This window comes from Phormidesmis sp. 146-33 (assembly GCF_052939515.1).
The window spans coordinates 1-26,621 of the sequence record NZ_JBJPHU010000005.1; the positions used below are offsets into that span (position 1 = coordinate 1).

Annotated in this window: 22 protein-coding genes; 7 read left to right on the forward strand and 15 right to left on the reverse strand. The window is 50.6% G+C overall.

Features of this window, described 5'->3' with window-relative positions:
* Nucleotides 1-117: 117 nt before the first annotated feature.
* From ACJ2PR_RS03390 to ACJ2PR_RS03405, 4 genes are all read right to left on the reverse strand, one after another.
* Nucleotides 118-765 (reverse strand): DUF3318 domain-containing protein, encoded by a 648-nt coding sequence (locus ACJ2PR_RS03390; RefSeq protein ID WP_446858176.1) that lies wholly within the window; start codon nucleotides 763-765, stop codon nucleotides 118-120.
* A gap of 125 nt (nucleotides 766-890) precedes the next feature.
* A complete protein-coding gene (locus ACJ2PR_RS03395) occupies nucleotides 891-1,067 on the reverse strand; it encodes a hypothetical protein (protein WP_446858177.1) in 177 nt (58 codons plus the stop codon).
* Between the two features lie 173 nt (nucleotides 1,068-1,240).
* Complete coding sequence (locus ACJ2PR_RS03400) at nucleotides 1,241-1,597, reverse strand: resolvase (RefSeq protein ID WP_446875916.1); 357 nt, start codon at nucleotides 1,595-1,597, stop codon at nucleotides 1,241-1,243.
* A 197-nt stretch (nucleotides 1,598-1,794) separates the two neighbouring features.
* On the reverse strand, nucleotides 1,795-2,550 hold the full coding sequence (locus ACJ2PR_RS03405; RefSeq protein ID WP_446870410.1) for a DUF1350 family protein: 756 nt from the start codon (nucleotides 2,548-2,550) through the stop codon (nucleotides 1,795-1,797).
* 160 nt (nucleotides 2,551-2,710) lie between these two features.
* On the opposite strand from ACJ2PR_RS03405, the gene ACJ2PR_RS03410 reads away from it, so the two are divergent.
* Both ACJ2PR_RS03410 and ACJ2PR_RS03415 read left to right on the forward strand, forming a co-directional pair.
* Complete coding sequence (locus ACJ2PR_RS03410) at nucleotides 2,711-4,288, forward strand: sensor histidine kinase (protein WP_446870409.1); 1,578 nt, start codon at nucleotides 2,711-2,713, stop codon at nucleotides 4,286-4,288.
* Between the two features lie 213 nt (nucleotides 4,289-4,501).
* On the forward strand, nucleotides 4,502-7,972 hold the full coding sequence (locus ACJ2PR_RS03415; RefSeq protein ID WP_446875917.1) for a HEAT repeat domain-containing protein: 3,471 nt from the start codon (nucleotides 4,502-4,504) through the stop codon (nucleotides 7,970-7,972).
* Between the two features lie 91 nt (nucleotides 7,973-8,063).
* On the opposite strand, the gene ACJ2PR_RS03420 is transcribed toward ACJ2PR_RS03415, so the two are convergent.
* Together ACJ2PR_RS03420 and ACJ2PR_RS03425 are read right to left on the reverse strand one after the other, a co-directional pair.
* Nucleotides 8,064-8,804: a HEAT repeat domain-containing protein gene (locus ACJ2PR_RS03420; protein ID WP_446875918.1), complete on the reverse strand. Its 741-nt coding sequence runs from the start codon at nucleotides 8,802-8,804 to the stop codon at nucleotides 8,064-8,066.
* Nucleotides 8,805-9,050: 246 nt separating this feature from the next.
* The gene (locus ACJ2PR_RS03425; RefSeq protein WP_446875919.1) at nucleotides 9,051-9,251 is read right to left on the reverse strand and encodes a chlorophyll a/b-binding protein; all 201 of its coding nucleotides are present in this window, start codon (nucleotides 9,249-9,251) and stop codon (nucleotides 9,051-9,053) included.
* A gap of 324 nt (nucleotides 9,252-9,575) precedes the next feature.
* On the opposite strand from ACJ2PR_RS03425, the gene ACJ2PR_RS03430 reads away from it, so the two are divergent.
* Nucleotides 9,576-11,210: a transglutaminase domain-containing protein gene (locus ACJ2PR_RS03430; RefSeq protein ID WP_446875920.1), complete on the forward strand. Its 1,635-nt coding sequence runs from the start codon at nucleotides 9,576-9,578 to the stop codon at nucleotides 11,208-11,210.
* A 143-nt stretch (nucleotides 11,211-11,353) separates the two neighbouring features.
* Here ACJ2PR_RS03430 and ACJ2PR_RS03435 read toward each other — a convergent pair whose 3' ends face one another.
* From ACJ2PR_RS03435 to ACJ2PR_RS03455, 5 genes are all read right to left on the reverse strand, one after another.
* Nucleotides 11,354-11,857, reverse strand: coding sequence for a tetratricopeptide repeat protein (locus ACJ2PR_RS03435; RefSeq protein ID WP_446870403.1), 504 nt, complete (start codon nucleotides 11,855-11,857; stop codon nucleotides 11,354-11,356).
* Nucleotides 11,858-11,930: 73 nt separating this feature from the next.
* On the reverse strand, nucleotides 11,931-12,377 hold the full coding sequence (ebsA, locus tag ACJ2PR_RS03440) for a type IV pilus biogenesis protein EbsA (RefSeq protein ID WP_446875921.1): 447 nt from the start codon (nucleotides 12,375-12,377) through the stop codon (nucleotides 11,931-11,933).
* A 111-nt stretch (nucleotides 12,378-12,488) separates the two neighbouring features.
* Nucleotides 12,489-12,866, reverse strand: a complete 378-nt coding sequence (ebsA, locus tag ACJ2PR_RS03445) for a type IV pilus biogenesis protein EbsA (protein ID WP_446858187.1) — start codon at nucleotides 12,864-12,866, stop codon at nucleotides 12,489-12,491.
* A 273-nt stretch (nucleotides 12,867-13,139) separates the two neighbouring features.
* Nucleotides 13,140-15,050 carry a GTPase gene (locus ACJ2PR_RS03450; RefSeq protein WP_446875922.1) on the reverse strand — a complete coding sequence of 637 codons (1,911 nt, stop codon included), beginning with the start codon at nucleotides 15,048-15,050 and terminating at the stop codon, nucleotides 13,140-13,142.
* Nucleotides 15,051-15,303: 253 nt separating this feature from the next.
* Nucleotides 15,304-16,062 (reverse strand): DUF928 domain-containing protein, encoded by a 759-nt coding sequence (locus tag ACJ2PR_RS03455; RefSeq protein ID WP_446875923.1) that lies wholly within the window; start codon nucleotides 16,060-16,062, stop codon nucleotides 15,304-15,306.
* Here ACJ2PR_RS03455 and ACJ2PR_RS03460 point away from each other — a divergent pair.
* Nucleotides 16,061-16,210, forward strand: a complete 150-nt coding sequence (locus tag ACJ2PR_RS03460) for a hypothetical protein (protein WP_446858190.1) — start codon at nucleotides 16,061-16,063, stop codon at nucleotides 16,208-16,210. The genes ACJ2PR_RS03455 and ACJ2PR_RS03460 overlap by 2 nt on opposite strands.
* Nucleotides 16,211-16,525: 315 nt before the next feature.
* On the opposite strand, the gene ACJ2PR_RS03465 is transcribed toward ACJ2PR_RS03460, so the two are convergent.
* Nucleotides 16,526-20,737: a CHAT domain-containing protein gene (locus tag ACJ2PR_RS03465; RefSeq protein ID WP_446875924.1), complete on the reverse strand. Its 4,212-nt coding sequence runs from the start codon at nucleotides 20,735-20,737 to the stop codon at nucleotides 16,526-16,528.
* A gap of 629 nt (nucleotides 20,738-21,366) precedes the next feature.
* On the opposite strand from ACJ2PR_RS03465, the gene ACJ2PR_RS03470 reads away from it, so the two are divergent.
* Complete coding sequence (locus ACJ2PR_RS03470) at nucleotides 21,367-23,073, forward strand: CHASE2 domain-containing protein (protein ID WP_446875925.1); 1,707 nt, start codon at nucleotides 21,367-21,369, stop codon at nucleotides 23,071-23,073.
* A gap of 154 nt (nucleotides 23,074-23,227) precedes the next feature.
* On the opposite strand, the gene ACJ2PR_RS03475 is transcribed toward ACJ2PR_RS03470, so the two are convergent.
* Nucleotides 23,228-23,401: a hypothetical protein gene (locus tag ACJ2PR_RS03475; protein ID WP_446875926.1), complete on the reverse strand. Its 174-nt coding sequence runs from the start codon at nucleotides 23,399-23,401 to the stop codon at nucleotides 23,228-23,230.
* A 48-nt stretch (nucleotides 23,402-23,449) separates the two neighbouring features.
* Here ACJ2PR_RS03475 and ACJ2PR_RS03480 point away from each other — a divergent pair, with 48 nt between their 5' ends.
* A complete protein-coding gene (locus tag ACJ2PR_RS03480; protein ID WP_446858193.1) occupies nucleotides 23,450-24,211 on the forward strand; it encodes a superoxide dismutase in 762 nt (253 codons plus the stop codon).
* Between the two features lie 535 nt (nucleotides 24,212-24,746).
* Complete coding sequence (locus tag ACJ2PR_RS03485; RefSeq protein ID WP_446875927.1) at nucleotides 24,747-25,145, forward strand: DUF1499 domain-containing protein; 399 nt, start codon at nucleotides 24,747-24,749, stop codon at nucleotides 25,143-25,145.
* Nucleotides 25,146-25,249: 104 nt separating this feature from the next.
* On the opposite strand, the gene ACJ2PR_RS03490 is transcribed toward ACJ2PR_RS03485, so the two are convergent.
* A complete protein-coding gene (locus ACJ2PR_RS03490) occupies nucleotides 25,250-25,972 on the reverse strand; it encodes a response regulator (protein WP_446875928.1) in 723 nt (240 codons plus the stop codon).
* A gap of 220 nt (nucleotides 25,973-26,192) precedes the next feature.
* Complete coding sequence (locus ACJ2PR_RS03495; protein WP_446875929.1) at nucleotides 26,193-26,594, reverse strand: response regulator; 402 nt, start codon at nucleotides 26,592-26,594, stop codon at nucleotides 26,193-26,195.
* Between the last annotated feature and the right edge of the window lie 27 nt (nucleotides 26,595-26,621).

Here is a 26,621-nt window from a genome sequence, read left to right on the forward strand (position 1 = left end):
ACTCGCTTGCCTTCATCATCTCACAGATTTTATGGTTTTCGGATAGGCCCTAAGTATCGCCTTAATCGTCCGCTACCCATTCTCTTTTCCAAAAAGGTTTAGATTCGGTCGCAAACTCTACTCAAAGTCGTTAGGAGCCGAAGATTTCATCTTAGCTTTTGCCTTGGCTGCACTTTTCTTCAGCGCATTGAGACGAGCTTCATACTTGCTGCGGAGCCGCTTTTTGGGAGTCTGGTCGATTAGCGTTTTGAGAGCACTTCCCAAACTTTTGTAGGCGTTGGGCAAGGTGTAGCCAAATCGAGTCGCGAGCGCGATCGCCCGTTCGTCAGCATCGGCGGATTCTTGCAGGTTACGCTCACTATTGTTTTTCTGATAGAGACGAAAGCCAGCTACCCCAGACAGTCCCAGGGCCAAAATCAGCAGCAAGGCATCTTGTACCCACAGTTCGCCAACCGCGCCACCAAGACCGATCGCCAGAGCCGCCATTTCCCAGCCATCTTTGGGGATGGTGTCGGCCTGAATCCGAGCGACCTCGTGCCAAAACAGAAGATTTCGCTGGTCGATCGCCAGTTGATCCCATTTCGGCATGTCGATTTGGATTTCAACTTCGTCCCGGCCGATTTCTTCACTGGTAATCAGCGTCGGATTGACGGCAGTTGTGACTTCGATCGTCACCCAACTCTGCAATTCGGGCGGCAGCAACGTCTTTAAACGCCGCAGTTCGCTCATGTCGGCCCTGGCAGTCGAGGTTGCATACGATGTCATTGATCCAGCCCCAGAACAATATAAATAACACTTCCCTTGATCATAGCGATTGCACGGATCATTCGGGTAGGGTCTATCTATTTTGCCGGATCTGAATGAAATGCTGCAAGACTTTGAAGCGGAAGCTATTTCACGTCAGCGACAGGAGTGGGTTGAATGGTGGGTGAACTACTGGGTGTGTAGTGACCAATCATCAAAATTGGGAGGATCAACGTGAGCAAGGCGATCGCCGTCCCAATAATATTTGCCATTGTGTGAGTAGGGTGTCCTGATGGAGTGGTAGGCGGACTACCAGATTGCATAAATTATTTAAACCAACTCAACTAGACTAACGTCAGAAAACGCGCAGCTTTCATCATTTAGCCCAAAATTAGAGAGAAATCTTTCACTCGTATAAATAATTCTAACGGGATTTGGAGGGATTTTTACTTTTGGTTAACAATCGCAACTTAAGCAACTCAGACGCAACTTAAGGTCACGATCGCGCTTTAAGGGTTTGATGAATGTGTTGCAACTCGGTCAAGATGGCTTGCAGCAGTTCTTGAGTGGCGTTGGACTGGGGTTCTTGGACTTCGATCGTCACCTGTTTGATTCTCAAGACATCTTTTGCAAACCGCGCCACTTCGTTGGGGTGAAACAGCAAAATATCGTTGGGACTCTCTCGCAGTTCTGCGTTCAGCTTTTTGGGATCGTAGGGCGGATTTGCTTCGTCGGGATTGGTGTTGGCATAACGGTAGACTGAGGCTCTCGATCGATTCAGCGCTTTTTGAACGGCATCGACATCCATTAACCCCAGCGTAGCGACCCCCATCTCAGAGTGTGTCAGCGTCATGTATGACTTCTTGTATTTGGACGCGCAAATCTTACCATAAGACGAGGGACAGGGATGAGGGTGAAAGAAGGGATGAGGGATGAGGGATGAGGGATGAAATGCTGATAGAGCTTGCTCAAAATCCCAAAAATTTCACCAAACATTTTCAAGCTCAACCTTTTAACTCCGCAACTTTATCTTGGTTCATCCCTCATCCCTTAAGAGAACGGGTTGAGCCACAGGAGAATGGTTTTTTCGAGTTGGGCGAGTTCGCGGTAGACTTCTTGGCGCATCCACTGAGCGATCGCGTCAAAGGGTGTGAAGTCTTTTCCTGCTTGCCATTTCATATCTTGTCCTAGAGGGGTCACATGACTGCCGTTGAGCGTTCTGAGCGAGTTCATGCCAGGAAAGCGCTTTTCTAGAATGTTGGATAGCGGAACGGACTGGTCGATCGTATCGTTAGAAAATTTCACCAGCAAATTGCGCCGAACTTGATAGCGATCGCCAATCATTCGATGCGTCTCAAGCGGTGACGGAGTGAACTCGACCGGGAAAACAGTGGAAAATTGATCAACTAAAGGAACGGCTTCCTTGGCAGAGAAATTATTGTAGGAGATCAAAATATTGCCCGATCGCTCTACCGAAAACAGACTGCCGATTAATAAGTGCAGCTTGCAGCCCATGCTGTGTCCCATGCCATAAATCGGAAGGTAACGGTTGAGGATGCGAGTTTGCAACACTTCTAGCGCTATGTTGAAGCTTTTGAACACCGATCGAGCAATTTCAGCATGATCAAACGTATTGACAAAGGGAGTGGCGACGATCGCATAGCCCTGGGTTGCCAAATATTCCAATAGGCGGCGGTAGGTGAGATGGGGAGCAGTGGCCACAAATGCGCCGCCCAAAAAGTGAACGATCGCCACAGGTCGCGCCGGGACTAAAACCCAATTGCCAGAAATTTCTTGCCAGTCCATTCAGCTTTTTGATTACCAAAACATCTATCCTCATTCTGTCTAGCTTTTTACGTCTTCGCTTCGACAGTTAGCCGTACATCAATAGAAACTCGAATTCGCTGCTAATCTTTCAAAAGGCGGACATTGCACCTCGATCGGTACGGTTCTACACTCACCGATCGTGCTCAAATCTAGATACGCTCGTAGTCAGGTAGCGGTCGAATGTATTGAACGGATTATGCACGAGTGGATTTTACCAACTCTCAGTGAGATTTTGACTTCGCCAACAACGGGTGATCAGCTTTTAGCGCCGTCTCCCAAAAAGCTCTCGGTAGCTCAACAGCGAGTCAGAGCCGAGCGGGAATGGTTTGGCGCGATCGCCGCTTTAGAAGTCTTGCTGCAACAAAATCAGCAGGCAATGTCAGAAGATTCTCAAGTCAAAGGGGTGATCCTGGCTGGGCCGTTGCCTGTTTTGGGTCAGCCTGAGTTGTTGGCAAACTACGCAACCTGGTCTTTTACGTCTGATCCGATGGCGACGTTGATGGGGTTGCCGTTTCAGTTGCCGCCTGCTTTGGGTGAGCCATCGCCTTGTGAAACCAATCCTACGTTGTCGCTGTTGCCCGGAGATCCGCTGGCGGCGGAGCAGTTTTGTTTTGCCCTGACCGATCGCTTTAGTCTGGCGATGGTGCTGGGCGAAGATGCTGACGGCAATCCTCAGTTTTCGTTTTCGTTTGACCCTGACTGTGTGGAGCGGGTTTGGCAAACGTTGCGCCTGCGAGTGGTGTTGATGAATGCGTATCAGGTCGGACGGTTGGATCGGTTGTTTCAGCAGTTTCCGCCGATCGCGCCTGACTATCGACTGGTGACTCAGTTTAGCCATCAACTGCTTGCCCACCTTCCCGATATCGAAGACTCCAAAGAATCTCAACTCAGAGAAGAACAGATCGGAATCGCCTTACAGAGAACACGCCGACGCGCTAGGTCGGCCTCTACTACGTCCGCGATTTTGTCGTCTCCCCAAAGCCTTGATGTCGAACTGCTGCAAGCGATCGCTCACGAAGTCAGAACGCCCTTGACGACGATTCGCACGCTGACCCGATCGCTGCTCAAACGGCGAGACTTGCTGCCCGATGTGATCAAGCGGTTAGAAATGATCGATCGCGAGTGTAGTGAACAAATCGATCGATTTGGGCTGATCTTTCGAGCCGTTGAGTTAGAAACGTCGGCGACAAAACTCGAATCAACTTCCCTGACTCCGACTTCTCTAACCGAAGTGTTGCAGCAGAGCATTCCTCGATGGCAAAAGCAAGCCAGTCAGCGCAATCTGACGCTAGAAGTGATTTTGCCGCAACAGATGCCGCCTGTGGTGAGTGATCCGACGATGTTAGATCAGGCTTTGACGAGTTTGATCGATCGATCTGCGCGCAGTTTGCCTTCTGGAAGTTGCATTCAAGTTGAGGTGACGCTGGCGGGCGATCAGCTTAAATTACAGCTTCAGTCTCAAATGAGTCCAACTGAGCATCACGAAGCCAAAACGCGAGGACACTACAAACCCTTGCTCAAGTCGCTGGGTCAGGTGTTGATGTTTCAGCCAGAAACGGGCAGTTTGAGTCTCAATTTAACGGTGACCAAGAATCTGTTTCAAGCATTGGGCGGCAAGCTGATTGTCAGACAGCGACCCGAACAAGGTGAAGTGTTTACGCTGTTTTTGCCATTAGAACCCGGCAGTATCCATTCAGGAACGCTACACCACATTTAAAAGAATTTCATGAAGTTGACCGCGATCTGGCAAAACTACTGGGGAACAATTACGGTATCAGGGTTGCCAAGTATTACCGATCGCAGTCATCGTAGGAAATTTCTACTAGATTTTACGCAGATAGCCTTTAAAGGTTTCACTTAGACGCGATCGCACCCCCAATCTTTTTACGGCACCCCTGCATCGACTACCCATTTTTGCAGGCGTTCTGGCATGGCTACGCGCACCCGACAAAACTTTCTTCTGATCTTGAGCCTTTTGTGTCTGTCGATCGGGCTTCATCCTACCCAAGGACTCGATCGCCTCGACGCGACTGAGATTTCATCGTCCCAACTTAGCAAACTGGCCGATCGCAAGTCTCCAGATGGAGTGGCCTCGCTCAAACGCCTGGGAGTTTCAGCAATTCCAGCCCTGGTGCAGGTGGCTCAAAATCCTCAAGAAAAGCCAAAAGTGCGATTGTTTGCGATTCAGATTCTGGGCGAAATGGGGGCCGAAGCAAAACCTGCGGTCTCGATGCTGGCAGAATTGGTGCGCGACCGTAATCTGTCCATTCGGGTCAAGGCGATCAAGGCGCTGGCGGAAATTGGCAGTGTGGCCAGTTCTGCGGTACCCGATTTGACAGTGGCTTTGTCGGACTCAGACCCCCAGATTCGAGGCGAGGCGGCGACTGCTCTCGGAAAAATTGGCGAAGCCTCTAAGTCAGCGGTTCCAGCCTTGGTGGCGACGCTCAACGATTCTAAACTGGCGGTGCGGCTCAAAGTGATCTACGCGCTCTCTAACCTGGGAGCAGATGCAAAATTGGCCGTTCCTGATCTGACGCAGGCCCTCTCTGACCCTCAAAAAGAAGTTCAAGTGGGGGCGATCGTCACGCTAGGCAAGCTGGGGTCGGAATCTAAGGGATCGGTCAAAATCCTCGCTCAGTTGCTCACCGATGGCGATAAAGATATTCGACTCAAAGCGATTACCGCCCTGGGAAGTATTGGACTAGACGCGGGGGCAGCCGTACCAGAATTGACGAGAGCACTGCGACACAGCGATCGAGACACGCGATCATTTGCGGCCTTGACCCTGGGTAAAATTGGATCTGAAGCAAAGTCAGCAACTCCCGAATTGACCACTGCGCTGTCGGATTTAGATAAAGATGTGCGTCAGTATGCGGCGGCCGCTTTGGGCAAAATTGGACTAGAGGCAAAGTCTGCCCTACCTGAATTGGTGAAAGCTCTCAAAGATGAGAATCCGGCAGTGCGCTTGAGTACGGCAGCCGCTCTGACTCGCATTGCAGGCGTTTTGCAAGATAAAGCCCGATCGCTCAACACGACAGAGCTATCCGACGCTTACACCAATCTCGAAAAAGCGTTGCCCGTTCTTGAAGATGTCCAGGCAGGATTTAGCGAAGAAGTGCTGGCGGCGGTGCGGCGTTCTCTTAGCGTGCTCAAAAATGAGAAAGAGTCGCGGCTATTTGAACGAGTGTTTGAATGGGGACAGTCTAATCCCGCGATCGCGAGCATTTTACTCTATCTCATGACCATGCCGTCTTTGTGGGCGATCGTCCTTTTAGCACGTCCCTTATGGCTGCTCAAACTCAACAACGCTCTCAAGCCCTACACCGATTTTGAGATTCCCAGTCCGCTGGGTGGCAGCGTCAAAGTTCCCCTGCGGTTTGTGTTATTTGTCGGCTGGTTTCACTATCACCCACGAGTTTTGGATGCCTGGGTTCGTCAGCAGATCGACGTAGCGCGAGAAGCGTTTGCCCACAAAAATACGGTGAGCGATCGTAAGGTTTACATTCCGATTCCTGTCGTGTTGGATGGCAATACCGTTGCTGAACTGGCCAGTCACGATTTGCATACGACCTTTTGGGATGGGCGGCAGTGCCTCTTAATTTGGGGAGAAGGCGGCATTGGCAAAACCAGTCTGGCCTGTCATTTGGCCAAGTGGGCAATGGCGGATGATAAAACGTCGCGGCTCTGTCGTCATCGCATGTTGCCCGTGTTGATCGAACAAGAATTAGATTTTAAGCTGCCGGATGATAAGAATCCTTTTCGGGAGGCGATTCGCGGACAACTGCAAGCCTTGATCGATGCCTCTGATCCTCTATCTGACGAGTTTCTCGAACGGCTGCTCCGGCAACGCAGAATTGTGGTGATTGTCGATCGCCTCTCCGAACTCAGCGAAGCCACCCGCGAACAGATTCGCCCCGGTCATCCTGACTTTCCGGCAAATGCGCTGATTGTTACGTCACGAGTCGAGGAAACCCTGGACGAAGTGCCCAAGACCACAATCAAACCACTTCGCATCGAGGGCAACCGCCTATCTTCCTTTTTAGAAGCCTATCTAACTCAACGCAGCAAACGAGAACTATTCACCGATTCTGAATATTTTGATGCCTGTAGCCAACTGTCCAAAATGGTCGGTCAGCGCAACATCACCGTTCTGTTGGCCAAGCTCTACGCCGAGCAGATGATCGCCAAAAAAGAAGACGTTGCCGAAGAAAATCTGCCAGATAACATCCCCGATCTGATGCTCAGTTATTTAAATGAGTTAAATCGGGATGCCACGCCAGACGAACCTGATAATCTCACCGTTCATGAAGATGCCAAAATTATCGCCTGGGAATGCTTGAAACAGTACTACCATCCCGCGCCTGCTAAGCGAGATACCATTCTGGCAGAACTGGAAGCCGCTACAGGTGCCGATAGTGAAGCGGTCAAAGCGCGACTCAAACACTTAGAAAAACGACTGCGGGTGATTCAGGCGATCGGGCCCGCTCAGGATCAGATCTGTTTTGCCCTCGACCCGTTGGCCGAATGTCTCGCAGCCTTACATTTAGTCGAGCTTTACACCAACCAAAAACCCCTCTGGGACGACTGGCTGCTGCTGGCGGACTCGATGCCCGGTGCCCCCGAAAGCATTCAGGGCTTCCTTTTAGCGATGCGAGATTGTTGTTTGACACGAGCCGAAGAGACTGACGTGCCCGACTATGTGTTAGAAGAATTGGGCAAACGAGTCGGGCTGAGTGCCGAAACCCTGCGAAAAGCTCAGGTTGACCAGCGGATGCGCCGTCTTGCTCCTCAACTCTCAACCGGGGACACGCTGCTGAGACTGGATGCCATTCGTGAACTGGGAGAACTGGGGCCAGCGACCAAAGCGGTTTTGCCTGCTCTGATTCGAGAATTTCAAGACCGAGACTGGCGAATTCGGCGAGAAGTGGCGAGAGCGATCGGACAAATCGGCCCCGAAGCGAGAACTGCCATTCCAGCCCTAATCGAACGGTTGCGAGATGACGATCGCCGGGTGAGTGGAGAAGCGATCGCGAGTTTGGGCAAGTTGGGCACGATGGCCATTCCTGCGTTGATTGGTGCTTTAGAATCAAAGCCTGCGTATGTCCGCAGTACGGCGGCCTGGGTGTTGGCTAGTTTTAATGCGACCGCGAGAGGGGCCATTCCCGCGTTGACGGCGGCACTCAAAGATGAAGATTGGCAGGTTCGCTGGGTGGCAGCCTATGCGCTGGGTTGTATTGGCCCAGAGGCTAAGTCGGCGATTCCCAGTCTGATCGAGGCTTTTAAAGGGGAGTACGAACTCGTCAGCAAAGAGTCCAGTCGTACGCTGTGGCGCATTAGTGGAGAAGCTGAAGCGATCGTCGCGGCTCTAGGCGAGATGGGAAATGGGCGAGAGGATAATTAGGGATGAGGGATGAGGGGTGAGGGATGAGGGATGAGGGATGAGGGATGAGGGATGAGGGATGAGGGATGAGGGATGAAAGCTCACAAATTCGTTACTTATGAATCTTTTTAGTTGGCTTGACGGCCACAATTCCATAGTTGAGCTTTAACTTTTGAATGGCGGCATTGGCGGCTTGCATCACACTGCCCGACGAACTCACTAGCGCCTTTTGCAGATAGGGCAACCCTTTTTCTGACTGAATCGAGCCTAATGCTTTGATCGCAAACAGTCTCACCTGCATACTAGAATCCTGAGTCAGCTTGCCTAAAATTGGGATCACTTTTTCTACCTCGGTTGTGACCCTGTGGGGAGAGACAATTTCGCCGATCGCCATTGCTGCATATCCGCGAATCACAGGACTCGAATGTCGAGTGTATTGAATCAATTTGGGCAGATGTTTGAGTTGTTTTGAGCGACCCCAGGCCAAAACCTCCTGGCTGATATTCTCTAAGCTGGCACTTTGAGGACGGCGCGGATCGTGAATCGCTGGAGGCAAACTGATGTCTTCAACGGACGATCGACGGCTTTCTTCTGCTTCGATCATCGGTTCGGGAGTTGGGTCTGAGACCGTTTCTTCGACTTCCCACGGGTCGGCGATCGGTGGTGACTGATAGGACGATTGCGGCTTCTCAACCGTCGCAACTGGCAGGGCTGGTGGCAGAGATTGGGGCAAAGAAGTCTGAACTCGCTCGACTACTTGCGCTTGCTTATTCTTTTTCTCAAAGCGCGAATAGCCAAAAATCGCCCCACCGACTAGGGCAACAAAGGCTGCCAACGCAATAATCTGAGCCATAACCTTCTCCAGGATTTGTCAATCTCACTATTTTGAACTATCCCACTAAAGGTAGAGATCTGCTTTAAATTTTTGAGTCAAAAACGTCCCAGAAAAGGCATTCGTTCTCATGGGTGCGTTGCCGAAGGCACTTAACAGCATTCGCTAGCCTTATCTTTCTAAAGTCGTCAAAAAAATAGGAACAGCCTGCTTTCTGCAAACCATTCCCACTTTTTGACTGACTGTTAATCGACGTTTGCCAACGGACTACCTAACCAGGTTCAACACGTCACGCACAACACTAAAGCCAGCCAGATCCCAGACCAGGTAAGCCAAAAAGCCAATCATCGCCAGGCGACCGTTCCAAAGCTCGGCTTGAGGACTCCAACCAAACAGAAAAGCGTTACGGTCTTTGCCGTTATATGCAGTCGAAACGGGAGGTAAATCGGTGCTAGTGGTAGATTTCATGGGAATGCTCCTATGGGCTTCACATTTCTTAGCTTTACACTTCTTAGCATAGAGGGCTTCTCTAAAGGTGAAGTCTATCTAAAGGCACAACCTAAATGATTCCTGATGATTCCTTTTGCTTTTGAGGCTGGAGAATGGGTGATCGCGCACAAACTTGATTTCTCTGACCATGCTATTTTTGCAGAGCGCCTCTCTAGATACATTGATCAATTGACAGTTATGTTTATGATCATTCGTATTTACGGATTACATTAAATTCCGATGCTTAATCTCGGCATCTCTCCCGACCAGTTCCCTCCTCATACCGCTCCTCACCCGATCCCGATGAGAACGATTCGCCCGATCGCTGTTTACGCCCTCAATGGATTGGCCGTCTGGCGCGATCGACTGTTGGCAATCGATTCCATTCGCGGGTTTTTGACGCAGATTGAGCCTGCTACCGACAACACGACGATCGTCAACGCTTGTAATACTGAGCAATTTGTTGATGCGACTGGGTTGGCGGTTGCGGAGGACACCATCTGGTTTGCGTTAGAAAATAGCGTCTACTTTTGCAGCTTTGACGATCTCACACCTCGATTGTTTGTCACGTTGCCTTATGCCGTCGATGGGGTGGGCGTTTGGCAGTCTACCGTCTACGTGACTTCTCAAAAGCTGGGCTACATCTCGATCTACCAGCGAGACACCAAACTCAAGATCACCCAGTTTCCGCTACCTGGAGTGGGCGCGACGAATTTGACTGTGCGCGATGAAGAACTCTGGCTATGCGATCGCACCGAGCAGACGGTGTATTGTCTCGATCGCGCCACCGGCGAACTCAACTTCAGCGTATTGACCCCGTTTGAAAGTCCGACTGGATTGGCGTTTGTCACCGATCCCACGACTGGAAACCCGATTTTATTTGTCTCCTACGCCAGCGAAGAGGTTTACATTCGAGACAATCCCAACGAAGATCCCAGCCACGAATTGGCCTATCGCGATCGCACGTTCATTCATCCGCTTCAGTTTCGCTACGACAAACAAGGTCGATACGCGCTGTCAAATGGCTATCTGGTCGAGATGTCTTATGTCGAAGAATTGCTGCCGCTTGACGAAGTGAGTCTGGAAGATCTGGAATGGCGAATTGCGCTCCCCGCAGAAACTCATCGGCAAACGGTGCGATCGGTCGAAGCGATCGGCATTCCCTTTACCGAAGAAGTTCAGGCGGGTCAGCGGGTCGCCGTCTTTAAGTTTGACTCGCTCAAGTCTGACGAACGCCACATTTTTGGCTGGAAAGCGCTGCTAGAAGTGCGCGGGATCAAGTACCAACTCTCGCCAGAAGATGTGTACAAAGCGCCCGATCTCCCGCCTGAATATCAAGCCCAGTATCTGATCGACGATGACGAACTAGCAATGGACACGCCCATTATTCAAGCGGCGGCCAAAGAAGCGATCGGCACCGAAACCAACCTGCTGCGGAAGATTCTCAAAATTCGCAACTATGTCTACGATCGCCTCTCTTATGGGATCAAGCCTCACATTGATTCTCCAGATGTTGTAATCGAGCGGGGCGTTGGTTCCTGTGGCGAATATGTGGGCGTTTTGCTGGCACTGGCTCGACTCAATGGCATCGCCTGCCGGACGGTGGGCCGCTACAAATGTCCGCCCTACCCCGAACGTCAGCGCATTCCTCTAGAACCAGACTATAACCATGTGTGGATTGAGTTTTACGTGCCTGGATTTGGCTGGCTGCCAATGGAGTCAAACCCGGACGATATTATCGATCGCGGCCCTTATCCCACTCGCTTTTTTATGGGGCTGCCCTGGTTTCATGCAGAAATCGGCAAAGGGATCACATTTGAGTCGCTGAGAAGTGGCGGTGTTCCGGTGGGTGATTTGTTTAATTTGTCGATCGGTGATCTGGCGCTCAATCACGTCCGATTCATGATCCTGGAAGAACTACCCGCTTTGGAGGGATGAAGGATGAAAGAAGCCAAAATCTGGGCGAAGATCCTCCAAAATTGGCAGCTTGCGGGCAGAAGTGCTGAATACCGCAGCGAAAAAACTTCGTCGAACTTCTCAGAAGTCGCCTGTCTCACTGGTGCGTTTTCATTGAATTCGCCTTAAAGCTTTGGCAGTAAATGCCGAATGATTTTTGCTTGCTGAGTGTCGCCCTTAGATTGGAAGGTGCCTTCGGCGGATCTTAAAAGTTCTCTGGCTTCGTTGCGTTTGCCTTGTCGGGCCAGGGCTTGTCCTTTTCCTAGATAGGCAGCGACGAGGTTGGGGTTCAAGTTGAGGGCTTGGTCGTAGGCGGCGATCGCTTCGATCGAGCGACCCTGTTTAAACAAAAGACCAGCTTTGGCTACATAAGCTTCGGCATAGTTTGGAGACAGCCGGATTGCTTGCTCAAAGGCGGCGTAAGCGTTGACCGCATCCCCCTGCGATCGCGAAACAAATCCCTGTTCTAGCGCAGCGCTGGCTTGTGGTTTTGGAGGCGCACCCTGGGATTGGGAAGAAGAAACCTGTGTCAAAATCAAGCTGAGAAAAGTCAAACTCGCGATCGCAAGGGGGCTGTGGGTAAAGCGCACCGTTTTGTCGAACCTGATTCTCAACGCTGGCGGTTTCATTGAGGCGACACAATGTTTGGATTGCAAAAATCTATCACAAAAAAACAGCCTCAAAAAGCCCTTTCATCAGAGCTTAATCTTCAAAGCGCAGGAGCTTGCGGTAAAACGATCGCGAAAAGTCTGTAATCTGCCCATTGCTTTGTCTGTATTGCATCAGCACCTCGATCAAAAAATCAACAAATTTGAAGTTTTCCATTGTGATCTCGTAGCTCAATTCGGCTTTGCCATCAAACTGAATCCGACAGAGACACAGATCCGCAGGCAAGGGTGAGACATTCCAGGTAGCGATAAAGGGAATGTCTGAGGCTCCTTCGATGTTGCGTTTGCCTTCGATCGCTCCCGTCTGGTGTAGCGAAACGGCATCGGGCAAGACTTTCTTTTTGTTAGCTGGGTAGTAAGGCAAATAAAGCCCTACTTGCTGAATAGAAGCAGGCTGTAACTGCTCGATCGTCATGCTGAATTGTAAAAAGGACGCGGCGATGATCCCTGAAGAATGAGCGACCCCTTGTGGGTAACTCACAGAGATCGCTTCCTGCTTATTTTAAATTTATAAGAGGGAATTTTACGTATAAAGATTGCTGCAAAAGAAAAAAAATCACACTCCTACAGCGCAAATCATAAATTGATGAAGTTAGTCTTCTAGCTTAAGCAGCTTGCGATAAAAGGATTGAGAAAAATCGGCCAGACGAGTGCGGCGAAAATTCATCACAACTTCGATCAAGAAATCGACAAACTCAAAATTGGCCATCATGATTTCGTAGCTCAATTCAGCGTTGCCATCAAATTGCAGACGACAGCGACAGAGGTCAGCCGGAAGCGTAGACACATTCCAGGTTGCAATAAATGGGATGCTTTCAGCCCCCTCAATTTTTCGCTGACCTTCTAATGCGCCTTTTTGGTAGAGGCTAATCGCATAGGGTAGAAGTTGCTTCTTACTCGCCTGGGGATAGTAAGGAACGTAAACTCCGACTTGCTGCATCGGGGCGGGCTGAAGTTGCTCGATCGTCATGCTAAATACTACCTATTTCGTCAATCTAAGAGTTTGTTTAAGGTGACTATCCGACGGCTAAAACTTAGTTTGCCCAAATCAGCCGCTCTGTCACGCAACCTTTTATAGCATTTTGGTGCAGCCCAGGAGTCGAGCGATCGTCCATTAAAGGTAAAGAAAAGCAATCTCTCTTCTCATTAATGTGGATTCGAGACTGTGAATTTGATGCCGTTTTTTCGCTTCGCTATTGGTGCTTGTGCTCGCAACCTGCCAATTCTGGGGGACTTTCAGTCTCTAGGTGGTCTGTGCCACTTGCAAATAGTACTCAAATCGAGCCTGAAGCTGGTCTGGAGTGAGTGGCTGCGTCCAATATTCCGTTAGAGCGTGACCAAAAGCCCAGGCGTTTTTGTCGGGCGATGCAGAGTTTTCTAACAACAACCCCCAAAAGGACATCAGATCAAAGGTCGGCGGATTGAGTTCTTGAGCGGTCAGCAGATTAAATAACTCGTAAGCAAGTTGAAGTTTGCCAATCACAACAGGCAACTGCTCGATCGGAATCTTCTCAGCCAGCATCAGCGCCAGACTGGGTGAACCTGTCGTGAGCGTGGAAATAAAGCTGAGAATAGGACTTTTGAGGAAAGCGGCCAACCCCTGCGTGGTGGTCATCTGGAAGGTATAGCGATCGATCAATCGGGCTGCGGCGATCGTCCGGGCATCCAAATTTCTCAAAAATCGGGCCAGCCGCAACTGTTTGGCGGGATCGATCAGATCCAACAGCGCGACCGACAACGCTTCGACTCCCCAAGCCTGACGACGATCGCCCCCCGTCACCAATGGCAACACCAGCGAACAGGTTTCTTGAAACACCCCAGATCGATACTCCGTCGCCTCTCGAATGGAAATTTCTTTGGGACGATCGCCCGATCGCCAGTCATAAGGAGGCTGCCACTCCCGAATCGGCCGCAATCGATCGACCTGGGTGACGATCGCCAGAGTCGGTAAATCTTTGACTTCAGCTTTGAGATCTTTGAGAAAGTCGAGATCCATTTGCAAAGCCGGATCAAGCGCGGGCGTAAGCAGCAACACTACATCTGCATGGGCGGCATGGTCGATCACCTGATCTCGCAATTCGCCCCGGTTGATCTGCTCGTAGCCAGGCGTGTCCCATAAGGTTAGCGCCTCTCCGGTGGAGGTTTGCCAGCGATAATCTTGCAGGCGATCGGTGCTGGGTAGAGCATCCACTTGAGCTTGAGCTTCGACAAACAAGGTGTTGATCAGGCTACTTTTTCCGGCTCCGGTGCGACCGACGAGCAGCAAATTGACAGGCTGTTGGGCGATTGCTTCGGGTGATTTGGTTTGAGACAGAATCTCGCGCAGCGTTTGGGTTTGGGCTTTTGGCAGGGCAGGTTGAGCCGGGGTGACGGTTTCTAGACCGGGGTTGGCACTGCCGCTATAGAGTGCGATCGCTTGTCTGCTTAAGTTTCTCAAGGCTGCTTCTCGTAGCAGTTGGTTGAGGTTGCCTAATAGCTCCTGGGTGGCGCGATCGCTGGTGCGTTGGGTGGCTGTGCGGGCGACGGCGGCGGCGGGGTTGAGCAACCATTGGGCCCAGTTCCAGGCTCGCCAGACTTTGCGGGCAGAGGGTTCTAGCTTCTGGTAGATTTCGTAGGCTTGATAGGCTTGTCCGATCGTCACTTGGTTGAGAACCGGCCCCAATCGCTGCATCCACTGATCCAAATCATCCACTGTGCCGCGTAGCAGTCGGTAGGCCTGGGGAATGTAGATATTGAGTAAGGGCTGTTTGGTCTGGGGGTAGTAGATTTGGGCGATCGCGCTAATAAGCTGTAAACAGCGCTGCCAGAAGATGTTCCAGTCTTCCCAGAGGGGGGGATCGCTGCGGGTTTCTTGCAGGATTTTTTGCAGTGCAGCATCGGCTTGCTGGCTCGAAACGGTGGCAGAGGCGCTGGTGGGAATGTCTGCTTGCTCGGCGGCCAGTTCGGTGACGATCGCTTCGACTTGAGCCAGGGCGGGACGTGTCCATTTCACCAAAAGCCAGCGCCAGCCTACAAAGACGACCCCAAAGACGGCCCAGATCCAGCTAAGACCCCACTCGTGAATCTGAAATCCGGCACTTAGGAGCAAAAAGCCAAAGACCAGGGCGATCGGAAGCCCCAACACTGCCCATTGCCAAATTTTGAGTCGCACCATTGTTCCGCCCCATATTGTCCATTCTTATGCTAGACAGCGAGGGGACGATCGACCGAAATTCTTTTAACGTCAATTTGGTCAAGCTTGGCGGTTCAAACCGCAGTGACGAGAACAAAATCATTTCGCGGATTAATGCCGATTAATAAAGCCTGAATCGGTCTAGTCTACGCAGACTTTGTTCTTTTAGGCGCGTTGCTGAAGGCACTTGCGAAGCTACTAGCATTCGTTAGCCTTTGTTTTATGAGCAATCCTTTTAGAGTCCTCGATCAGCGACTTGCAAAATCGGTTTGCTGCCCACCTGGGTGAGGAGAGACTTGAGTTCCGATCGCAGGTAGGCGTTTTTGGGATCTTTTTGGTAAGCCTCTAGCAGCGCATCCAGGGCATCGTACCAGATTCCATCGGCGGCAAAGGCGACCGCTTTTTCGAGATTGGATTTGCCTCGAATTTGGCGCTGTAGCAAGGGATTGTTTACCCGTTGAATAAAGCTTCTGGCGTAGATTTCACTCGTGCCGCCTACTTTACAGGTGACTAAGACCGTCCAACGATATTGCGTGCCAATCTTGAGCGGCTTTTTGGTCGGAAGATCAACCTGGACAATGCCCGACTTGGTAGACTGCAACTCTTTGACAAACACAGGTTGGGCAACAGCCGGATCAGACAGCACAAACTTCATTGACACCGTTTTGGGAGTCTCAATGTGCCAAAAAAAGCTGGGATTGCTGGCGGTGGTGACCAGTCCTTCGGCCGTGTCGGGAACAAGCAGCGTCAGAGCTGTGGGCTTAGAGGAGTTGTTATTACAAGTGACAATTTCCTGTCCTCGTCTGCCGCCAGAAAGGGTACTGCGAACGCTGCCAAGCTTGCGATTGGGTGTCCAGCGGACTCGACGAGTTTGAGCCGATGCGGGAGAGCCAATTTCTAAAGGACGAACCGTGAGATCGGACGGAAGGACAACGATCGAGCAGAAACTGATCGCAGCCAACGTCACGGCATGGAGCAATCTGAGGTTTGACATGGTTCTGAGTATCTGTGCGATGGGAATACACGGGATTCACGGGTCTAAAACAGGTCGCGCTCTAATGCTCCCTTTAACAACAAATCCCGTCTGTCACGCTCCGATCGGAGAATGGCACAACGGGGGCAGTTGGCAGAAAGCTCATTAGAATTGACCGAGAGGCTCAAATGATCTGAAATCACTTTAGGCGGGGGACACTTTTAGCCGGGCATCGATCGTCGATTTGAGGTGAATCCGACAGAGTTTTTGCCAGGGTTGCACCTTTGAGAAGTCTCCTGAGAAGTCTCCTGGATTCCCGATTTGATCAGGGACTGGAGAAAGCGCAAAACATCAAGGCTTAACGGCATCAAACTCACATGATTGAGTTCTACAAAGTTTCTTGGCAAGAATCCGGAGGGTTGGGGATCAGCGACGGGGGCATGACCAGATGAGTTTCCTCAACTGATTTGTTAGATCTAAGGGTTTACCACGGGTTGCCAACGAGTGTGAAGGCTGACCAGTAGAAAGGATGGATGAAGGCGATCGTCTTAGCAGGAGTCAGATTAGCTGGGAGCGAAAATTTACCCTGAGATGTGATTAGGCTACCATTCTCGATTCGGACTTTGCCTGTGAGGAGTGACAGTTGTGCGCGACGCAGGGCTTCGACACGGGTGGGGGCAGTTTTTAGTTCGGTATAAAATTCGCTCATCAGGGCGAGGGTGCCGATATCAGAGACATCCCACAGGCTGCCGAGGATCGATCGCACCCCCGAAGCGGCGGCCAATCCTGCAAATCCTAATTCGGCATCGGGGCTACCGACCGCAGTGGCGCAAGCGCTCAAGACCAGCAGATCGATCGGCGGCTTATCGAGTTGTAGCGATCGCAGTTGGCTAAATCGAATTTGGGTATCCCAAAGCTGAATGTAGGAGCGATCGGGGGCACCCGCGTTGAATTGGGCATGGGTGGCAAGGTGCAAAATTCCAGGATTAAACTGCTGTTTTTGGGCGATCAGGGTTGCCAAAGTAAAGTCTTGATTGAGAAACCGTTTGCCTCTCCAAAGCTGTTGGCTGATGAGGTTGAGTTCGGTGGGGACAGCAGGAAGCGGGTCGAGAGCCTGAAAGCGATCGGCTCCCATAGCCAAAAGGGTTTGCCCGGTTAGCTGGGTCAGTCTGCGATCGATTAAAGACATGCTGGGGGTGACTGAGACGGCGTAGCGGCTAATGACAAAGCCAGTTTCGTCAGAGAGGGCGGCGATCGGGACGGTTCGCAATCCTTCATCCAGGCAGTAGATCAGGCTGACAATGCGGGCTTTTTTTAACTCAGGTTCGAGAGGTTGTAAAAGCCAGCCATAAAGCTGTTTGGACAGGGCAACATATCCATTGGGATCTTCTGCGTCAGAAGCCGCCAGTCGAAAGAGTTTTGCCTGCTGAGTGACCTGCGCGCGATCAGCCGTAGTGGAATAGCGGATGGCTTGACCTGTGGCGGTGATCAAAATCAAATCTAGACGATCGTCGTCCCGTTTTTGAGGGCGCAGCAGGGGGAAGATTGACTCCCCCTCTTTAGGTTCTCCTGTGGGCGGCGCGGGGGGAGTCGATCGCGGCACAAACACGGCGTAAATAATGCCCGTCCGAATGCCCTTTTGCTGCTGTACTTGAGTCAGCGTATTTTGAATGTCTGCGGTGCTCACTGGAGAGGAATTCGTCAAGCCAAAGTATTGCTCAAAGTCTCGGTTTAAAGATTGCTCTAAACGGATAATGCCCTGATTGGGTTGAGAAAACTGGGCAAGGGATGACAGCGCTGGAGGCACGATCGTCAGATCAGTCGGATTAATTTTTGGGGCACTGATCGGATCAGGACTGACGGGATCGGCGGCAAAATTTGACTCAACTGCGCCGATGTCGATCGTGCCGCTGACAATTCGGATTGAACCTTGCTGATCGGTTATGGGGGCATCGAGATTACTGCCTGCATCGATCGCGGGACTGCCCACTTGTAACGCCCGAATTTGTACCGTTCCGCTCTGGGTCAAGGGGGCAAGTTTGGGATCGATCGGGTTGGTGGCGGTGCCGACTAGCGGGCTGCGAGTAAAGCCTGTACTGCCGTTTATGATGCCGATTAAATTATTGCCCTGATCGTTAAAGTTGCCTCGGACATCCGGCGAATTGGGGTTGGCGTTGGTGGCGACGATCGTGTTGCGAAGGACGGTCGCGGTCGCATTCGGTTCTGCATAAATTCCCCCGCCTTCCAGTCCTGCTTGATTGCTGGCGATGGTGCTGTTGAGAAGGGTGGTCGTGTTGGATGGATTTGATCGAGCAATGCCGCCTCCATTACGGGCAGCCGTGTTGTTGGATAGGGTGCTGTTGACGATCGTAAAATTGCCTCGCCCAAACAGTCCGCCTCCATCGCGATCGGCACGATTATTGGAGAGACTGCTGTTGGTGAGAATCAGGGTGCTTTGGTCGTCGTTTTGAATGCCTCCACCGTTGACCGTTGCGATGTTGCGGTCGATCGTGGTGCCTGTGATGGTGGTCAAGCTGTTTAGGGAGGCTTCGATCGCGCCCCCAAATCCGGCTGTGTTGTTCAAAAATTGGCTATTGGTAACGGTTAGCGTGACTTCTGATCCTGAGATTCTGATGCCGCCGCCGTCAATGGTAGCGATGTTGTTGGTAAAGGTGCTGTCGTTCACCGTAGCGTTGCCTTCAGAAGTATCAAGACCGCCGCCATGAATCGCTGCCGTGTTGTTAGAAATATTGGCGTTACGAATCGTCAAATCTCCTACGTTGTAAACGCCGCCGCCGCTTTCTCCGGTGGTATTGTTGGTAATCGTGCTGTTATTGATAACCAAATTACCTGCGTTCAAAATTCCGCCACCTGATCCAGCTATCGCATTCCCTCCAGTGATTGTCAGATCACTTAAGCCTACGACTGCTTCCGGTGCAATTTGTAGAATGCGAGCCGTTCCTCCTCCGCTAATCGAAGTGTTTAAGCGATTGGTTCCGCGAATGAGTACAGATTTATTCACGTTGATCGTTGTATTTCCGGTATAGCTGCCTGCTGAGAGGTTAATCGTTCGACTACCGGAGACGTTGCCAATGGCGGCGATCGCAGATTGAATCGAGCTTGTGGGCGGCCTTGCTTCTGGATTAACTTGATTGAGATTAAACGACAAACTTCCTGTGCTATTGAGATTAATTGTAGCGTTGTCATTTTGCAAAAAACGTCGTCCAATCAGCGAGAGTGAAGCTGTTCCGCCTCCCGTTTGATTGATCGAGTCCGTCAAAGTAATGTCACCGTTGCCGCCCGTTCCGCTAGTGGTTGTAATCGTGACATTGGTTCCGTTGTCGATCGCTGCTGCAATAGTAGTCGGATCGATTGTGGTATTCGTGACTGGATCAAAGACTCCGCCTGCGAAAGCTCCGGTTCCACCTGCCACAATGTTGATGTCAGCAGGATCGAGTAGCCAGGTGTTTGCCTGGACGCGGGCACCCGTTATATCGAGGCGCTCTTTCCCAGACGTTTCGACCTGCCCTCCCGGTGCGGTGAGTGTGCCATAAAAGCGCATTGTCTGGTCAGCCCAGAGGACGATCGTACCGCCCCCATTGAGACCCTCGGCGCTGATCTGCGTCTTGTCATTGCCAAAAACAAACTGCGATCGCGGCAGTATTCCTTGTCCCTGATAGTCTCCTCCGATGCGAATCGTTCCCCCCGTTATTCCAGAAGCGTTGAGGGTGGCATCGACCAGTGCAATTTTGTCACCCAGCAGGGTGATCTGGGAGGGCCCGGCCGTCGCGGAATGAGTCAAAACCTGTCCGCTGATAATTGCTGTTCCGGGCTGGAGAATGATTCCTTGCGGGTGACTCAAAGCGGGAGAACTGGTCAGCTTGATCAGTCCATTCTCAATGACCACTCCGGTGGCATCGTTGAGCGCTCCTCCGGCGAGGAGTTGAGGCAGCGATTTTGGCAGTGTTGTGTGCGGTGATTCTCCCTGATTGGCTAACGGCAATTCTACACTCAGCAAACTCCCCACTTGACTAATGCGGACGCGCGCTTCTCCAGGAATGGCTGCGATCGTAATGTCACCCCCTGGAGCGCTCAGAGTTCCTGTATTTAAAACACTGCCTCCTAGTAGCGTGAGCGACTGTCCCGGTTTGACAATGAGTTGACCTGCGTTAAAAATGCTGCCCGACTGCGGTGTGAGAAAGGCAAACTCGATCGGAGTGCCCCCCAACCTGGCATAGTCATTGACTCCCGTTGCCCAAAACCACCGCCCATTGCCAAACCCAATCCCATTCGCAGTTGTCACCCCAAACGCAGCAGGCACATCTAATCGAGCACTCGCCCCAAACAACACCCCCGCTGGATTCATCAAATACAGGTTAGCGTTGCCGCCTGTTATCTGAATCAGCCCATTAATGATTGAGGCATCGCCCCCGGTCACCCGACTGAGAATGTTGCGGATGCTCGGATCGGATCGAAAAATGGCAGCCTGATCAGCGGTGAGATTGAAGCGATCGAAGCTATGAAACAGGGTATTCCCCGTCTGAGTACCCCCCTTGATATTGAATTGGTCGCCCTGGGGCGTGACGATCGTGCGTGTACCGTCAGCCGCGGGTTGGATTTGCGCCAGCGTTTTTAGGGGTAGCGAACCAAAAATGCACAAACCAAGCAAAAAAACTGCCCAACTTTGAGTGATCATGCGTTGCGATTTTTTAAGAAATGTGTGGTTGGTTCAGCAGCGAGTGGCAAGTGCTACCAAAAGATTTCGTTAGCGGTAGAGAATATTTTGATGGGTTAACTCGGAGTAGAGCAGCAGTTTCTGAGTGATTGAGGGCACGATCGGATAGAAAGCAGTCTCAATTTTTAAGTCTTTATACTGATTTCAAAAGATACAAACCAGTATCCGTATAGCTGAGTCTGTCTCTTCACGTTGTGCTTGAGATGCTTTATTCTGACAACATTGGGGCAAAAGGTGAATTCTTGAAGTCGTTTGCGAGGTATGGATGATTATAAAGGATTGAGTTGCTGGTTTGGTCTGGCTACTTTTAAATTCTTCGCTAAACTGTTAATCTAGAAGTCTCAGTAATCCCCCTTATATTAAATCTTCAAAAAGCACACAGCTTCTGACCTGGCTGAGAATTTCCTTCAAACCATAATTAAGCTGACTCTTACTAGGCTTTTGGGTCTACCCAAACAAACGCTGTGACTCGCTCTGATCAAGTTTTTTCTCTAATCGTCTGTATCTTTAAAAACCGTCACGTCAATGCTCTTACACTCAGTTAGTCTCACCGTTGTCCATCTGTTAGCGATCGAGGGTCAAAAAGTTTCATGACGCGAGCGTTTTGGCTCTCAGGCATCACCACGGCAAGCTGTATTGTTTTGCTGCGGGCGCTGGGCATCTTCCAACTCTGGGAACTCGCCGCCTACGATCGCCTCCTGCAACTGAGACCTCCTGAACCGGACGACGATCGCATTGTGATTGTGGGCTTTGGCGAAACGGATTTGCGTGCGTTAGGCAGTTCTCAAATTTCTGATCAGGTGATGGCTAAATTGCTGAAGCGAATTCGAGCGCAACAGCCCCGCGTCATCGGTCTAGACTTTTTTCGCAGCCTGCCCACGCCACCCGGACACCCCGAACTGCTCCAAGTCTTCAAAACGACTCCTAACTTGATTGGCATTGCCAAAATTATCGGTGACCAGCAAGGTGCGGCGGTGGCAGGCAATCGGGTGTTGATTGACGACGATCGCATTTCTGCAAGTGATGTGGTTGTCGATTTTGACGGACGGGTGCGGCGGGGGTTGCTTTATCCTAGTGCCGAGGGGCCGACAGCGATCGAGTCGTTTGGGCTGCGGCTGGCTTTAAATTATCTAGAAGCTAAAGGCATCAACCCAGATCTCCCATCTCCTGTACTCAAGCTACAGACTGTCACCTTTCCAAGCTTGACGCAGCACGATGGAGGCTATGTCAACGCAGATGCGGGAGGCTATCAAATTTTGCTCAACCCACGGGGGAGAACGGGCAAATTTCGCATGATTTCGGCGATCGACATTCTAGAAGACCGCATTCCTGATCTATTGCTCAAAGATCGGATTGTGATGATTGGCAATACCTCAGTTGGCGATTCGGATGTGTTTTTTACGTCCTATAGCAGTGCGTCTGGCTCCAGCCCTGAGCCAATGTCGGGTGTTGAGCTTCATGCCAATGTCACCAGTCAGATTATTAGCGCTGTTTTAGACGATCGACCGCTGATGCAAGTGTTGCCCAAGTGGGCGGAATGGTTGTTGATTGTGCTGGTTGCTTATGTCGGGTTTTGGATCAACGCTCGTCAGGTTGCTCGTCCCCACAAAATTGCCTTCACGCTATTGCTGATGTCGGGAGTGGTTGCGTTGAGCTATGGGTTGCTGATTGTGGGCTGGTGGGTGCCTGTGGTGCCTGTGTCGATCGCGATTCTTACATCCGCAACGGTGATGACGGCGGCTGAGGCCCAGCGTTTGAGTATTTTGTCGAGTCAGGATGAGTTGACCCGATTGGCTAACCGACGCACGTTTAATGAGTGGCTAGAGCGAGAATGGTCACGATCGCTGCGATCTCAAGGGTCTCTGGCGCTGATCATCTGCGATGTCGATTACTTTAAGCGGTACAACGATACCTATGGGCATCCCAAGGGCGATGACTGTTTGCGGCGGGTTGCAGATGCGATTCAGCAAGCGGTAAAACGACCAACGGATCTGGCGGCTCGCTATGGAGGAGAGGAGTTTGTGGTGCTATTGCCCAATACTGATGCTCAAGGAGCGTTGCAGGTGGCAAGGGCGATTCAGCTTGAGGTACAGGCGCTGCAATTAGATCATGTGGGGTCGCGGGTTTCTCCGTTTGTGACCTTGAGTATGGGGGTGGCGAGTCTGGTGCCGGAGGCGGGTTTGTCGCCTGAGATGTTGGTAAACGCGGCTGATGCGGGGTTGTATGAGGCAAAGCACAAAGGACGCAATCAGGCTGTGTTTCGGGTGGCACAGCTTCCGGTCAAAAAAGACAGTTGACGAAAGAATTTTCGGTGTTACTGAATCAGGGGACGAATTGCCCCAAAGCGGCGGGAACCCCAAGGTTCAAAGTCCCCCAATTTTGGGGGATTTAGGGCGAAGAGATTAACACTTCCCACAGATTCATCCCTCCAATCAGCAACGCCGAATTTCCCTACTTGGGCAGATGTGACGGGCGGCGACGATCGCTAAGCTTGCGATCGCGATTCATGCAGGTTGATGCAGATTGAACGATAGTGTTTGCATTGGGGCTGAATGTTTGCCACAGATAATGATTTTGTTTAATTTGCGATTCTAAGCTGCGAGCCTGGAATAAATGTGTTTTCATGGCGTTGTTTCCTGTTGTCCGATGTCCCAACTTTGAGGTCTAGCCTTCATGAGAAAGTTTTTTCAGCAGATCAGCTTGATTGCGATCGGAGTCATGCTGTCATTTCTGCTTGTCAGCTATCAGGCAAACGCTCAAGCCCCTTCGATGCCCAAACCTACAGCGGCTCCAGCGGCTTCTGCGGGACTGAGCGCTAATCCTGCGGTGTTGCCCCCTCTGCCTTATGCCTACGATGCGTTAGAACCTTATATCGACGCGCAGACGATGCAGTTGCACCATGACAAACATCATGCAACCTATGTCAAAAATATGAATGATGCCCTCAAAGAGTATCCCGATCTGAGCAAGCAAACGGTTGAATCGTTGCTGCAAAAACTCGATCAGGTGCCCGAAGCGGTTCGCACTAAGTTTCGCAACAATGGCGGCGGACATGTCAATCACTCGATGTATTGGCAAATCATGAGTCCCAAAGGCGGTGGCGCACCCACAGGCGAGCTTGCCCAAGAAATCACCAAAACCTTTGGCAGCTTTGAGAAATTTAAGGAACAGTTCAATAAAGCAGGAGCCGATCGCTTTGGCAGTGGATGGGTCTGGCTGGTGCACGATCGCAGTGGCAAACTTCAAATCATGTCAACGCCCAATCAAGATACGCCTGTGATGGAAGGTCTATACCCAATCATGGGCAACGATGTCTGGGAGCACGCCTATTACTTAAAGTATCAAAACCGTCGCCCTGAATATTTGAGCAACTGGTGGAACGTTGTCAACTGGACAGAAGTCGGACGACGCTATTTGCAAGCAAAGGCAGGATAACTGAATAGCTCTGATGCCCCCGAATTCAATTAACGTCATTTGGACAATTATTAACTCACTAGGGACTGTGGGTCTAATAAAACCGACAATTGCTTAGGGTGTATTGAGAGACGCGAAACGCACTAATTTTAACGTGAATTCGATGGAGTTTTTCCGCTCCGTTATTCAGCACTTCAGCCCCCCAACCCCCCAATTCTAGGGGACTTTTGGACAAGATCTCTCGTTCAAAGTCCCCCAATTTTGGGGGATTTAGGGGGCTGAAGCCGATTGAAACGAAGTGAGTCACTCTCATCGAACTGACGTTAATTTTAATCATTGGCGGTGCGTTTCGCGATTACTCAACCTACTCTACAAAATTCGATATTATTTAATTCTCATTCCTAAGAGTGTTGACTTGTAATCCATTTAAGCTTTCTATTCCAACGTCCCTCACTTGCAGATTTAGGTTCTTTCTTGTTGAAACATTGCACTGAAGGATTGCATTGAATTCACGTTAAAATCTGCATATTCTATTCAATCTGTTTTATTTAATGTGATGCCGATGTTTGCAGGAAAACGACCCACAACGCTAGGGGTAAAAGATGGTCAATTGTCACCCTGTCCCGATACGCCCAACTGTGTGTGTAGTCAGGCCGGAGACGCAGAACATCAGATTGCCCCTTTGAGCTACTCATCTGCACCAGAGCAGGCGATCGCCCAACTCAAACAAATCATTGAGTCGCTGCCCAAAACTCAAATTGTCATCGAGCGCGAAGACTATCTGTATGCCGAGTTTACCAGCGCCCTAATGGGATTTGTAGATGACGTAGAGTTTTACCTCGATCACTCTGCCAATGTGATTCAGGTGCGGTCTGCGTCTCGATTGGGCAAAAGCGATCTGGGTGTCAATCGTAAACGGGTTGAGCAGATTAGAACCCTACTGGCTAATTTGTAGAATCTTTCTACAAGATCTGTTCTAAAGGGTCTTGTAGAGGTGCGTCAAACCGTTTTCCCCAAACTTCTGCATTCTTTAAGGGAACCCCAATTCGTGACGCGCTTTTATCTAACCAGTCCGGCTCTCAACGCACGCACGGCTACCTGAGTACGATCGTCTGCACAGAGCTTGTTTAGAATATTTCGCACATGGGTTTTGACCGTGCCAACCGTAATGTACAGTTTCTCTGCAATTTGAGCGTTACTGCATCCATCGACAATCAGTTTGAGAACTTCTAACTCTCGCTCTGTTAGGGGATACGTTAGCATCATTTCGCTGTCTTCATTGGAGAGGCGATTGATGTTAATCGTGCTGTTGACAGAATTTTTGCTGGAAGTTGGTGGCTCTTGTTGAACCTGATGTAAGACAATTCTGGCGATCGCCGGATCGACCCAGGCGTTTCCTTCGGCAGTTGTTCTCACGGCATCTGATAAGCGCGTCAGACTGGCATCTTTCATGCAGTAAGAATCTGCTCCAGCCGCAAAGGCCGCCAAAACGACCTCCTCGTTGTCTTGCATCGTCATGATCAAGATTTGAGTTTTGGGAGTTCCATCTGCGGTTGGCTGTGACTGCTTAAACTGCTGAGTCAGGTCGATTCCAGTCATATCCGGCAGGCCCACATCAACGATCGCCACATCAGGACGGGTCGCTTCGAGCATTTTTAGTCCCGATCGGCCATCTCGCGCCTCACCCACAATTTCAATTTCTGGCTGCTGTTGTAAAACCGCACGAATACCAAATCGAGTAAGGTCATGATCCTCGATTAAAGCCACACGAATGGTGTTCATCGCTAACTCTCCAAGCTCTGCCATAGCGCAGATACAAACTATCAACAAGGTGTCTGAGAAGAAGGCTCTTAAACTACAAGAATCCCTCTAGTTTCAAATCCTAAAAGGTTTCTTCAAAGTTTTCTGTCTATCTTGAGATAGAGCTTGTTTAGCCAAGAAAAAGGTTAGAAAATGCTTTGCTCTCGGTGAAGTTAGCTTTTCGGGATTTTGAGTGAAATTTTTAGCTGAAATCAGGGTGAAGAAGTGTTTGAACTCTCGTTAACAACTCATCAAATACAACAGGTTTGTGAATCAACCCATTGACACTAACCTCATCCACTTGAGGTAGAGAATTTGAGTCGTACCCTGTTACTAACAAAATGGGAATAAAAGGAAGCTGCTGGTTTTTACGAATATGTTTTGCAACTTCATAACCATTCATGCCTGGCATCATCACATCTAGCAAAACTAGATCAGGCGGTTCTAACTCAATTTTTTCGAGCGCAGAATAGCCACTGTCTGCGACTTCGACCTGGTAGCCTTCAAGTTCTAGAAGAGTTTGCAGTAAGAATGAGTTGTCGGCAACATCATCAACGACAAGAATACGGTCAACCACAGAATTGTTAAATAGAGAGCAGTTCATCGCTCGTATGGGTAGAAATACTAATTA